General features: G+C 67.7%; 11 protein-coding genes. 5 read left to right on the forward strand and 6 right to left on the reverse strand.

The genetic code is table 11. The features are described from left to right. Positions 1–9 precede the first annotated feature (9 nt). The 4 genes from narH to ACWF99_RS26765 all read left to right on the forward strand — a co-directional run bounded on the left by narH (position 10) and on the right by ACWF99_RS26765 (position 4,412). Positions 10–1,701: a nitrate reductase subunit beta gene (gene narH / locus ACWF99_RS26750; RefSeq protein WP_378633453.1), complete on the forward strand. Its 1,692-nt coding sequence runs from the start codon at positions 10–12 to the stop codon at positions 1,699–1,701. Further along, on the forward strand, positions 1,698–2,378 hold the full coding sequence (gene narJ, locus ACWF99_RS26755; protein WP_452537696.1) for a nitrate reductase molybdenum cofactor assembly chaperone: 681 nt from the start codon (positions 1,698–1,700) through the stop codon (positions 2,376–2,378). Before narH ends, narJ begins: the two co-directional genes overlap by 4 nt. Continuing rightward, complete coding sequence (gene narI / locus ACWF99_RS26760) at positions 2,375–3,130, forward strand: respiratory nitrate reductase subunit gamma (protein ID WP_378632791.1); 756 nt, start codon at positions 2,375–2,377, stop codon at positions 3,128–3,130. The genes narJ and narI overlap by 4 nt, the downstream gene beginning before the upstream one ends. Before the next feature lie 121 nt (positions 3,131–3,251). Next, positions 3,252–4,412 (forward strand): NADH:flavin oxidoreductase, encoded by a 1,161-nt coding sequence (locus ACWF99_RS26765; protein ID WP_378632789.1) that lies wholly within the window; start codon positions 3,252–3,254, stop codon positions 4,410–4,412. Positions 4,413–4,444: 32 nt separating this feature from the next. On the opposite strand, the gene ACWF99_RS26770 is transcribed toward ACWF99_RS26765, so the two are convergent. From ACWF99_RS26770 to ACWF99_RS26795, 6 genes are all read right to left on the reverse strand, one after another. Continuing rightward, positions 4,445–4,792, reverse strand: coding sequence for a hypothetical protein (locus tag ACWF99_RS26770; RefSeq protein WP_452537697.1), 348 nt, complete (start codon positions 4,790–4,792; stop codon positions 4,445–4,447). 174 nt (positions 4,793–4,966) lie between these two features. Beyond that, positions 4,967–6,706: an N-acyl-D-amino-acid deacylase family protein gene (locus ACWF99_RS26775; protein ID WP_452537698.1), complete on the reverse strand. Its 1,740-nt coding sequence runs from the start codon at positions 6,704–6,706 to the stop codon at positions 4,967–4,969. 13 nt (positions 6,707–6,719) lie between these two features. Further along, on the reverse strand, positions 6,720–8,372 hold the full coding sequence (locus tag ACWF99_RS26780; RefSeq protein ID WP_452537699.1) for a class I adenylate-forming enzyme family protein: 1,653 nt from the start codon (positions 8,370–8,372) through the stop codon (positions 6,720–6,722). A gap of 11 nt (positions 8,373–8,383) precedes the next feature. After that, positions 8,384–9,427 (reverse strand): NAD(P)-dependent alcohol dehydrogenase, encoded by a 1,044-nt coding sequence (locus tag ACWF99_RS26785; protein WP_452537761.1) that lies wholly within the window; start codon positions 9,425–9,427, stop codon positions 8,384–8,386. 2 nt (positions 9,428–9,429) lie between these two features. Beyond that, positions 9,430–10,578: a serine hydrolase domain-containing protein gene (locus ACWF99_RS26790; RefSeq protein ID WP_452537700.1), complete on the reverse strand. Its 1,149-nt coding sequence runs from the start codon at positions 10,576–10,578 to the stop codon at positions 9,430–9,432. Beyond that, complete coding sequence (locus ACWF99_RS26795) at positions 10,575–11,948, reverse strand: flavin-containing monooxygenase (protein ID WP_378632778.1); 1,374 nt, start codon at positions 11,946–11,948, stop codon at positions 10,575–10,577. The genes ACWF99_RS26790 and ACWF99_RS26795 overlap by 4 nt, the downstream gene beginning before the upstream one ends. Positions 11,949–12,063: 115 nt before the next feature. Here ACWF99_RS26795 and ACWF99_RS26800 point away from each other — a divergent pair, with 115 nt between their 5' ends. Beyond that, complete coding sequence (locus ACWF99_RS26800; protein WP_378632776.1) at positions 12,064–12,681, forward strand: TetR/AcrR family transcriptional regulator; 618 nt, start codon at positions 12,064–12,066, stop codon at positions 12,679–12,681. Position 12,682 lies beyond the last annotated feature (1 nt).

A 12,682-nucleotide genomic window follows, 5' to 3' on the forward strand; every position in this document is an offset into this window, starting at 1 on the left:
ATGCGCGTAATGGCACAGCTCGCCATGGTCATGAACCTGGACAAGTGCATCGGCTGCCACACCTGCTCGGTCACCTGTAAGCAGGCCTGGACCAACCGTGGCGGCACCGAGTACGTCTGGTTCAACAATGTGGAAACCCGTCCGGGACAGGGTTATCCGCGCCAGTACGAGGACCAGGAGAAGTGGAAGGGTGGCTGGACGCTCAACAAGCGCGGCAAGCTGACCCTGAAGTCGGGCTCGCGATTCAAGCGCCTGATGAACATCTTCGCCAACCCCGACCTGCCCACGGTCGACGACTACTACGAGCCGTGGAGCTACGACTACGACAACCTGCTGTCGTCGCCGCCCATGGACACCACCCCGGTGGCGCGGCCCAAGTCGCTGATCACCGGCGAGGACACCAAGGTCACCTGGGGCGCGAACTGGGACGACGACCTGGGTTCGGGTCCCGAGCAGGTCGGCAAGGACCCCATCCTCGGCAAGCTCGAGACCAAGGTGAAACTGGAGTTCGAAGAGACCTTCATGTTCTACCTGCCGCGCATCTGCGAGCACTGCCTGAACCCCTCGTGCGCCGCGTCGTGCCCCTCCGGCGCGATCTACAAGCGCGAGGAAGACGGCATCGTGCTCGTCGACCAGGACAAGTGCCGTGGTTGGCGCCAGTGCATCACCGGCTGCCCGTACAAGAAGATCTACTTCAACCACAAGACGGGCAAGGCGGAGAAGTGCACCTTCTGCTACCCGCGCGTGGAGGTCGGCATCCCGACCGTGTGCTCGGAAACCTGTGTCGGGCGGCTGCGCTACATCGGCGTGATGCTCTACGACGCCGACGCGGTGCTCGAAGCGGCCCAGGTCACCGATCCGCAGGACCTCTACACCTCGCAGCTCGGCGTGTTCCTCAACCCGCATGACGAGCGCGTGATCGCCGAGGCCGAGAAGGCGGGCATCTCGCCGGAATGGATTCAGGCCGCCCAGGATTCGCCGGTCTACAAGCTGATCGTCGACTACCAGCTGGCGCTGCCGCTGCACCCGGAATACCGCACCATGCCGATGGTTTGGTATGTGCCGCCGCTGTCGCCGGTCGTCGATGTGCTCGCCGAGACCGGTCACGACGGCGAGGACGTGCGCAACCTGTTCGGCGCCATCGACGCACTGCGCATCCCGCTCGAATACCTCGCCGAGCTGTTCACCGCCGGGGAGATCGGGCCGGTGCGGTCCTCGTTGCAGCGGCTGGCCGGGATGCGCGCGTTCATGCGTTCGGTCAACCTGGGTGAGGAGCCCGAGGCCCACATCGCGCCGTCGATCGGGCTGGAGCCCGAGGAGATCGAGGCCATGTACCGGCTGCTCGCCATCGCCAAGTACGAGCACCGGTACGTGATCCCGATGGGCGCGACGTCCAAGGCGCACGAACTGGATTCGCTGGCCACCGGGTGCAGTCTCGACACCGACGGCGGACCGGGAATGACCGCGTTCGATCAGGTCGTCGAGAAGTTCTCGCTCTCCGATGTCAATCAGGCCGCGCCGGAGGAGAAGTCGGGCCGGATCAACCTGCTCAACTGGGACGGTCGCAGCACCAGCGGACTTCTGCCGAGCGCGAACGGCGGCACCGCTGGTAACGGGAAGACCGGCAACGGCGCCGGTAACGGCAACGGCAGCAACGGCGCTGCCGTCGCCGACAACCCCGTGAGTGGTGTCGCGCCATGAGCCTGCTGTCGATTCGTAAACGGCCCCAACCGGTCACCGAGATGGCCGAGCACGACCGCCTGGTCGTGTGGCGGCTGGCGGCGTTGCTGCTCGACTATCCCGGCGAGCAGATGCTGGCCATGCTCGACCAGCTGTCCGAAGCCGCAGCGCAATTGCCCGACGAGGTACAGGCGCACTTCGCCGAGGTATTCGCCTATCTGCGCGATACCCCGGCGATCGAGGTGGCGCAGAGCTACGTCGAGACCTTCGACATGCGCCGCCGCGCCAGCCTGCACCTGACGTTCTACGCCTTCGGCGACACCCGCAAGCGCGGCATGGCACTGCTGCGGTTCAAGCACGCCTACCGCCAGGCCGGGGTGGAACTCGGCGACGAGGAATTGCCCGACCACCTGCCGGTGCTGCTGGAATTCGCCGCGACCATCGACCCGATCGGCGGCGAACGCCTGCTCGGTGAGCACGTACCGGTGATGGAGCTGCTGCGACTGTCGCTGGGCGACAACAACTCTCCCTACAGCGGCGTCCTCGGCGCGGTGCTCACCACGTTGCCGCCGGTGACCACCGCCGACCGCAGGCGCATCGCCGAACTCGCCGCCCAGGGTCCGCCCGAGGAAGAGGTCGGCCTCGAGCCGTACGCCATGGACCCCGCCCTCTTCGAAGCAACAGAAGGCCGCCGATGAACGCAACCATCCCCCTGCCCGAAGGCCTGTGGCTGATCCTGCCCTACATCGCGGCGACGTCCTTTGTGCTGGGCCATGTCTGGCGCTACCGGTTCGACCAGTTCGGCTGGACCACCCGGTCCTCGCAGATCTATGAGTCCAAGCTGCTGCAACTGGGCAGCCCGCTGTTCCACTTCGGCATGCTCGGGGTGTTCGGCGGGCATGTGATGGGTCTGCTGATTCCCGAGTCCTGGACCTCGGCGATCGGCATCTCCGAGCACGCGTACCACATCGTCGCGGTCGGCGCGGGGTCGATCGCGGGCCTGATGGTCGTGGCCGGCGTGGCCATCCTGTGCTATCGCCGCATCGTCATTCCCGCCGTGCGCAAGAACACCAGCCGCAACGACGTCATGATGTACACGCTGCTGACCCTGGCCCTGGTCACCGGTCTGCTCAACACCTGGGGTTCCAACCTGCTGTGGGGCACCTACAACTACCGCACCACAGTGTCGCCGTGGTTCCGCAGTCTGTTCTCGATCAACCCCGAACCCGGCCTGATGGTCGGCGTCCCCTGGACCTTCCAGCTGCACGGTCTGGTCGTTCTCGTTCTGGTGGCCGCCTGGCCCTACACCCGGCTGGTCCACATGTTCAGCGCCCCGATCGGCTACCTCACCCGCCCCTACATCGTCTACCGCCGCAAGGAAGTGGACACCAAGGACAAGACCCGCTTCGCGAAGGCTTGGGACGCCCCGGTCACGCCCGACCGCTGGTAGTTCGCAGTGCCCGTTCGACCGGCCCGCCCGCTCTCCACGCAGGCGGGCCGTTGTCGTTTCGGCCCACTCAGCGGGAGATCCCCCATTGCCCGCAGGACTGTAACGTGTTTCACTTTTGCACATGAGCGATGTCCTCGCACCCGCCACTCTCGGTCCGCTCACCCTGCGTAATCGGGTGATCAAGGCTGCCACGTTCGAGGGGCGCACACCGGACGCACTCGTCACCGACGACCTGGTGGAGTTCCACCGGGAGGTCGCCGAAGGCGGGGTGGGGATGACGACGGTCGCCTACTGCGCGGTCGCGCCGGGCGGGCGCACCGACCGGCATCAGATCTGGATGCGCGACGAGGCGGTACCCGGCCTGCGCAGGCTCACCGACGCGGTGCACGCCGAGGGCGCGGCGGTGAGCGCGCAGCTGGGGCACGCCGGACCGGTCGCGAACGCCAAGTCGAATCAGGCGCCCGCGCTGGCGCCGAGCCGGATGTTCAATCCACTCGGCATGCGCTTCACCAAGGTGCCGGACGCGCTCGGGATCGCCGAGGTCGTCGCGGCGCACGCGCGGGCGGCGCGATTCGCGCGCGAGTCCGGGTTCGACGCCGTCGAGGTGCATCTCGGGCACAACTATCTGGCGAGCTCGTTCCTGAGCCCGATGCTCAATCGGCGCAAGGACGATTACGGAGGGTCGCTGGTCAACCGGGCGCGGGTGGCCAGGGAACTGGTCAAGGCCGTGCGCGACGCCGTCGGCGACACGATGGCCGTGACGGCCAAGCTCACCATGGAAGACGGTGTGCGAGGCGGGTTCTCGATCGAGGAGTCGCTACAGGTGGCGACCTGGTTGCAGGACGACGGCGCGATCGACGCCCTCGAACTCACCGCGGGCAGCTCCCTGCTCAATCCGATGGCGATCTTCCGCGGTGACGCGCCGCGCAAGAACTTCGCGAAGACGCTGCCGGTGCCGACCCGGTGGGGATTCCAGCTCGTCGGCAAGGGCTTCCTGCGCGAATACCCCTACCGCCCGGCCTATCTCGCCGACAAGGCGCGCCGGTTCCGCGAAGAGCTGACGCTGCCGATCATCCTGCTCGGTGGCATCACCGACCGCCCGACCGCACAGCAGGCCATCGACGACGGTTTCGATTTCGTCGCCATGGGCCGCGCTTTGCTGCGCGAACCGGACCTGATCCGCCGCTGGCACACCGACGCGACGACCCGTTCCCTGTGCACGCACTGCAACGAATGCGTGCCGACCATCTACTCACGCACGGAATGCGTGCTCCGCACCTAGCCCACCTGGTCGGTCGATCGCCGACCAGGTGATCACGACGCCGGGTTACCGAGGGCTTTGCGCACCGCGTCGAACCAGGCCTGGGTGTCGACGAGGCCCTTCTCGTTGTCCTTGCGGCCACCGACGAAGCCGAACAGGTCGGCGGCGTAGCGGCTCAGGACGGTGCTCTCGTTCTCCTCGAGTTCGGCGAGGACTTCGGCGTCGCCCAGCACATAGGCGACCACAGCCACCTGACCGGCGGGCCATTCGGCGCGGTGGCCGGCCCAGCCGTCGCCGCGCACGGCGCGTGCTTTGGCGAGCAGGTCCTCGCGGAGGGCGTCGCGGTCGGCGTCGGTGGGATGACGCGGTTTGCCCCAGGCGATCCGTTTCGCGTCCGACATATCGAGTCCTCTCGCTGATGTGAGGTAGGCCGGCGGCGACGACCGGATTCGGTCGACCGCCGCCCGGTCATCAGGTGAGGGTCGCAGATCGGGGCTGGGCCGTCGCGCACCGGGTCAGGGTGCGCGACGACCCAGCAGCGAGTACCCGGACGCGGCGAGCGCCGGGCGGCGGTCCTACTCCGCGCGCAGGAAGGCTCCGACTCGTTCGGTGCCGAGCACGGGATCCGCTTCGCCCTCGCCGAAGACGTAGCGGCCGTTGACGAAGACCGCGGTGACGGTGTCGTCGTTGCGGTTGACCATGCGCGACAGGTTGCCGAAGATCGCGAGGGGACTCTCCGCGTAGGTGTCCAGGGTTTCGTCCAGGTGGGCGGGGTCGATCACGACGGCGTCGGCGCGATCACCCACGCGCAGGTGGCCGGTGTCCAGGCCGTACCAGTCGGCCAGTTCGCCGGTGAGGCGGTGCACCGCGTGCTCGACCGTCATGAACGGCTTGTCGCTGGTGGCGGCGTCGTTGACGCGACGAAGCAGGCGCAGACCGAAGTTGTAGAAGGCCATATTGCGCAGGTGCGCGCCCGCGTCGGAGAAACCGAGCTGGACCGACGGGTCGGCGGCCAGGACGTCGGCCACCTCGGGTCGGTGGTTGGAGATGGTGGTGCGCCAGCGCAGTTTGTCGCCGTGTTCGACGACGAGGTCGAGGAACGCGTCGACCGGATGCAGGCCCCCACGGTCGACACCGACCTCACCGAAGGTCTTGCCGATGACGGTCTCGTCGGGGCATTCGACGATGTCGGCGTCGAAGAAGTCGCGGTGCCACGCGCGCGGGCCGTACTTGTTGTCGTAGTCCTTGCGGAACGTGCGGCGATACTCCTCGTCCTGCATGAGGTGACGCTGCTCGTCGATGTGGTCGGACAGGTGCAGAGCCGCCGCGCCGGAACCGAACTCCTCGAACACCGGCAGCGAGATGCCGTCGGAGTACACCTCGAACGGCACCGGCAGATGCTGCCAGCGGAAGTTGCCGTCGAGCCCGTTGATGATCTTGCCGACGGCCGGGAACATCTTGGACGCGCCCGGCACCGCCTTCACATCGGCCGCCGACAGCAGGCTCACCTTGAGCGCGTTACGCCACAGACCGATGCTCGACACCGCCATCGACACCAGGCTCTTGGGGTTGGTGATGTCGGGACCGCCCTGCAACGCGCGACCGCGCTTGCGCAGGATCGTGTTGAGCCGGTGGCGTTCCTTACTCTTGGCGTAGGTGGACGGCAGCGTGCGCGAACGGCAGGTCTCGCCGTCCAGCTTGTCGAAAAGCAGCTGCTGCGAAGACATTCCGACGAAGCCGACGTCGAGCGCGTCGGCGAGCATACGCTCGATCTCGGCCAGCTCCTGCGCGGACGGTTTCACGTCCTTGCGGGTGGAGCGGTCCAGCCCCATCACCGCGGCCCGGATATCGGAGTGGCCGATGAAGCCGGCCAGGTTGGGCCCGAGCGGCAGCTGTTCGAGCGCGTCGACGTATTCGCCTGCGGTACTCCAGGTCTGGACGTCGTTCATCGCGCCGACCACGTACTGACGCGGGATGGCCTCGACCCTGCCGAACAGATCGCCCGCGGTCTCGCCGTCGACGTGCACGGTCGAGAGCGAACACGAACCGAGCAGCACGGTGGTGACGCCGTGCCGCACCGACTCCGACAGCGACGGGTCGAGCAGGACTTCGATGTCGTAGTGGGTGTGGATGTCGATGATGCCGGGGATCACCCATTTGCCGGTCGCGTCCACGACGCGGGAGCAGCCGGTCTCGTCGAGCGGGGTCTCCGAGATCTCGGCGATCCTGCCGTCGGTGATACCGAGGTGACGAACCGCGGACGGGGCGCCGGTGCCGTCGAACCAACGGGCACCCTTGATGATGCTGTCGAACATGGTGTGACCCCTCTTAGATCGCGAGCTCGCGCCTGGTGACTTTACCGGTCGCGTTGCGCGGCAGCGCGTCCGAAGTGATCCGCCACCGGGCGGGCACCTTGAAATAGGCGAGGCGATCGGCGACGAAAGCGCGCAGGTCCTCCGGGTCCACCGCCCCTGGTTCGGCGACGACGATCGCCGCCACTTCCTGGCCGAGATCGGGGTGGGCGACGCCGAAGACCGCGCAGTCGCTGACGGCCGGATGCTCGACGAGCACGTTCTCGATCTCGGTGGGATACACGTTCTCACCGCCGCGCAGGATCAGGTCGGTGCGCCTGCCCGACACGGTGAGCCTGCCGTTGTCCATCGTGCCGAAATCGCCGGAGCGCAACCAGCGTTGGTCGTCGATCGCGGCCGCAGTGGCCGCGTCGTCGTTCCAGTAGCCGAGCATCACGTAGGGACTGCGGATACAGATCTCGCCCTCTTCACCCTCGGCGACCGCGTTGCCCTCGGCGTCGCGGATCTCCACCGCCACCCCGATGATCGGCCTGCCGACCGAGGCGTCGTCCGCGGCCAGGTCCAGCGGGGTGGCGACCGTCGCCGCGGTGCCGCTCTCGGTGAGGCCGTAGCTGGTGGTCAACGAGAATTGCAGGGCCGGGATCTTCTCGCGCAGGCTGGCGAGCAGCGCGGGCGAGGACGGCGCGGAGTTCAGCGAGAGCGCGCTCAGCGACGACAGATCGTGCTGGGCCACATCGTGTTCCAGCAGACGCGAGGCCATGGTCGGCACCGCCGCCCAGTTGGTGACCTTCTCGCGCTCGACCAGGCTCAGTACCCGGCCGACTTCGAAGGCGCCGTGCGGGAACACCGCCGCCGCACCGGTCAGCAGGCGCGGGATGACGAGATTGTGCAGGCTGGCGATGTGGAACAGCGGCGCGGTGACCAGGTAGCGGCGATCGCTGGGGGCGTCGCCGGGCTCCTGCCCCATGAACGCGGCCAGCATGGCGTCGGTGAAACGGTGATAGTCACTGATCGCCACCATGTTTCGCTGCGAGTGGACAACCCCCTTCGGCCTGCCGCTGGTCCCGCTGGTGTAGAGGATCACGGCCGGATCGTCCTCGGCGACCGGCGTACCGGGGATCTCGCCGCCGCCGAACTCGGCGATCAGGGCGGGCAGATCCTCGTCCATGGTCAAGACGGGCAGGTCGGTGCCGGTCTCGGCGAGCAGCGCAGCCCTTTTCGCGTCGGCGATGACGACAGTCGGGGTGGTGTGGCCCAGCCCGTAGGCGATCTCCGGTGGCGCCCACCAGGCGTTGTAGCCGACCGGGATCGCGCCGAGGCACTGCGCGGCCCAGAACGCGATCACCCAGTCCGGGCCGTTGGCGGCCAGGATGCCCACGCGATCGCCCTTGCCGACGCCGTACCTGGCGGCCAGCGCGGTGGCCAGCGCACCCGCGGCCGCGGCGTGCTCGGTGAAGGAGATCCGGCGGTCCTCGGTGACGAGGTAGTCGCGCTCGCCCCACTTGCGCGAGTGCTCCAGTAGTTCGCGCAGGTTGGCACGGCGATGGGCGAGGACCGGAATCGGCACGCCGAGAACGGGTTCGACGGTCATCTCGAACGGCGCGCCCGGCGCGGTCAGGCCCGCTGCCACCTTGGCCACGAATTCCTGTGGGTCTACAGCATCGGTCATGTTCTTCTCCATCAGGGAATCAGGACGGCGCGGCCGCGGATCGCGCCGGAGTCGAGTCGGTCGAAGGCGGTGCGGGCGTCGGCCAGGTCGAACCGCTCGACCTGGGCGCGGAGCTTGCCCGCGGCGGCCAGAGCCACGGCATCGATGAGGTCGGACCTGGTGCCGCCGTAGGACTTTCGCACCGTGGCGCCCCAGGGCAGTCCGGGTCCGCCCGCCGGTCCCGCGTCGATGCCGGTGGCGCCGCCGCCGAGACCGACCAGCCGGACAGCGCCGTTGGGGGCGACGGATTCGACGGCGACCTTGACGGTGGGGTCGGCGCCGACGAAGTCGAACACCGCCTCCGCACCGCGTCCGCCGGTGAGCTCCAAGATCGTTGCCGCGGTGTTCTCGTCGGCCTTGAGCACGATGTCGGCGCCGCATTCGGTGGCCAGGGCGAGCTTGTCGGCGTCCACGTCGACCGCGATCACGGTGGTCTGAGTCAGGGTCTTCAACAGCTGGATCGCGACGTGGCCGAGTCCGCCGATGCCGATGGCGACCGCGGTGGCGCCGGGCCACAGCTGGTCCATGGCGCCGCGAATGGCGTGCATCGGGGTCAGGGCGGCGTCAGCGAGCGGCGCGGCGTGGGCGAAGTCGAGTTCGTCGGCGATCGGTACGAACGAGCGCACCGGAATGCGGACGTACTCGGCCATGCCGCCGTCGGGGCCGAGGCCAGGGCACGGTGGCATCGCGGTGCGACCGGCGGCCAGGCAGACATTCTCGTTGCCGCGCAGGCACTCCCGGCATTCCCCGCACGACCAGCACAGGTACACGATCCCGCGTTCGCCGACGCTGCGACCTTCCACCCCCGAGCCGAGCGCCTCGATGGTGCCCGCGATCTCGTGGCCCAACGTCAAGGGCTTCTCGCTCATCGGGAACGGCAGGCTCAGCACGAACGAATCCGAATGGCAGATCCCGGCCGCGCCGACCCGCAGCAGCAGATCGCCGGGGCCGAGTTCGGGTACCGGCACCGTACGGAGTTCGAGGGTGCCCGGGGCCGTCAACTGCATCGCGCGCATGGTCATCGGGTGTCTCCTACCGCGTCGAACGTGGCCTTCAGATAGCTGTCGCACCGATCGGAACCGATCAGTCCGGTGGCCATGCGATTCATGGTGTAGGCGAAGGTGATTCGGCGATCCAGGTCGTTGACGACCATCGAGCCGCCGTACCCGGCCCACCAGCAGACCCGCCCGTCGGGGATGTGCGGGAACGTCTCCGGTCGTGGCAGCCCGTAGCCGATGCCGAAACGTAGCGGAGCCAGCAGCGCGAGGTCGATGCCGTCGGCCTGCTCGCGGAAGATCAGCTCGATCGTCGCCGGCGAGAGGAACTGCCTGCCGCTCAGCTCGCCGCCGTTGGCGATCAGCGACTGGATACGGGCCACCGAGCGCGCGTTGCCGTGCCCGTTGGTGCCGCCGATCTCGGCCTCGCGCCAGGCCGGTGTCGCGGTTTCGGAGACCTCCAGCCAGGGACTGGTGAGCGTCTTGATCAGCACGCTGTCCTGATCGAGGGTCGACAGGTCGAAGTCCGGCATCTCCGGCGGGACCAGGGTGGCGATCCGGTCCGCGTGCTCGGGACCGGTGCCGATGTGGAAATCGGCGCCGAGAGGCCCGGCCAGTTCGTCGGCGAAGAACGTGCCCAGTGAACGACCGGTGATGCGGCGCACGAGTTCGCCGACGAGATGGCCGTAGTTGATGGCGTGATAGCCCGAGGCGGTGCCCGGCTCCCACCAAGGTGCCTGTGTCGCCAGCCGGGCGGCGGCGGCATCGGTGTCGTAGATGTCGGACAGCACGATCGGCTTGTCCCAGCCCGAGACACCCGAGGTGTGTGAGAGCAGGTGCCGAACTTCGATGCCGGCCTTGCCGTTCGCCGCGAATTCGGGCCAGTAGTGGGCAACCCGCTGGTCGACGTCGAGTTCACCACGGTCGACCAGCAGCAGGGCACACAGCGCCGTCATCGTCTTGGTGACCGAGAAGACGTTCACCAGGGTGTCGGCCGCCCACGCGGTGCTCTGCTCCGGGTCGGCGTAGCCACCCCACAGGTCGAGCACCGGGTCGCCGTCGACGGTGACGCACAGGGCGGCGCCCAGTTCGGCGCCGGAGGCGAGGTGTTCGTCGAAGGCCGCACGCACACCGGCGAATTCGTCACGGCAGAAGCCCGAAGAAGTGCTCATCGCGCCACCTCGGCGGTCACCCGAGCGGGCACCGGCAACGTATTGCCGGCGGCGGCGGCACGTTTCGCGCCGCGCTCCAGCTCCTTGGTCATCGAGCGCACGTACGGCTCGAATTCGGTCTGGATGGTGTGGCGGGGCGAATCGTAGTAGCGTCCGGCGCGTTTGGCCTCCTGCGCGCCGAGCACCTCGTCGATCTGCTCGCGCGGGGGCAGGTGATAGCGGCCGGTCAGGTAGGCCGCCACCAGCTTGCTCTGCTGCTCGGCGAAGTTCACCAGCGTCGGCATCGGCTGGGCCAGGCCGAGGTAGAACAGGTTGTCCACGCCGGGCTTCATCATCATCTGGAACAGCGGGAACCGATTGGCCGCATCGGGCACCAACTCGGCGTCGGAGAAGAACGGGAAGCTGATGTGGTAGCCGGTGGCGCACACGACCACGTCGGCCTGCTCGCTGGTGCCGTCGGCGAAATGCACGGTGTCGCCGTCCAATCGGGTGATCGCGGGCTTGCACTCCACGTCACCGCAGCCGGCCCGGTGCAGGAATTCCTCACTCGCCGACGGATGCGCCTCGAACGGCTCGTGATCGGGCGTCGGCAGTCCGTAGGTCGACATCTCGCCGCGGTTCTTGCGCACGAAGCGCTGTTTGAGCTTGAGCGCGATCTTGTCGGGAATCCACGCGGGCATCGACGCCCGGTCGCCCACTTGCCCGTTGACGTACTTGGGCAGCACCCACACGCCGCGACGGGCGGAGACGAACAGCTTCGAAGCGATGAACCGCTGGGACAGTTCCGAGGCGATATCGAGCCCGGAGTTGCCCATGCCCACCACGACGATCCGCTTGCCGCGCATGTCGATCGGGTCGAACGGGTCGTTGTAGGCGTGGCTGTGCATGAGCACGCCGTCGAATTCGCCGGGGTAGTCCGGGAATCGGGGATTCCAGTGGTGGCCGTTGCACACGATCAGCGCGTCGTAGACCTCGGTGTCGCCCGCCGCTGTCGTGACCCGCCACAGTCCCGCGTCGTCGCGCTCGGCCGAGGTGACCAGGCTGTTGAACCGAATACTGTCGCGCAGGCCGAAGTGGTCGACATAGTCCTTGAAGTACTGCAGCAGCTGTGAGTGGTGCGGGAAGTGCGGCCAATCCGCCGGGGCCGGGAAGTCCTCGAACTGCAGGCGGTACTTCGAGGTATCGATGTGCAGGCTCTGATAGCAAGCCGACATGCCGTTGGGGTTCTTGAAGTACCAGTTGCCGCCGACCTCGTCGGACGCCTCGTAACAGTCGAACGGAATTCCGTTCTCGGCAAGCCGTTTGGCGGCGGTGATACCCGAAGGTCCGGCGCCGATGACGCAGACCTTGGGTAATTCGCGTGTATCCATGCACAACTCCTGAGCGGCCTCGGTCATCGATGACCATGCCGGTGACGTGGACCACAGGATAACGTCTCGCTAGACATCATGTCCAGTGAATGGGCTGATCGTCTAAGATGGCCGCATGACGACCGAACCCGCCCGCCGTGGATCGCTCCGCGAGGAACAGAAGCGCCTGACGAAGGCCCGGATCGTCGAGACCGCACGCACCTTGTTCGAAACGCAGGGCTACTCCGATGTCCGCGTCGACGACATCGCCGCCGCCGTCGGCTGCAGCCGGGCGACCTTCTACCTGCACTTCACGAGCAAAGGCGAGGTGCTGCGCGCCATCGCCCAGGAAGGCACCCTCGCCAGCGTCCGGGATTTCTACGCCGACCTGGACCGGGTACTCACCATCGGCTCCCGAGAGTCGTTCGCGGACTGGATGACTCGCGCGATCGACTGGTTCTTCACGAACAAGGACATGCTCCCGGCCTGGGACGAGGCCACCGCGCTCGAACCGGAATTCCGCGCGGTGGCGCGCGAGGGCATCATGACCCTGGCCGACACCATGCCCGCCTATCTCGCCCGCTGGCCCGAGCACCGCCGCGACGAGGCCCGCCTGCGGATCGAACTGCTCGTCGCCCAGCTCGAGCGGTTCTTCACCCGCTGGGCGATGCAGGGCACCATCGACGTCTCGGCCGCTCAGGCCGCGGCGGTGCTCACCGATGTCTGGTTTCCGGCCCTGCAGGCGCCGGACTGAG

Source organism: Nocardia sp. NPDC055002 (genome assembly GCF_053608825.1).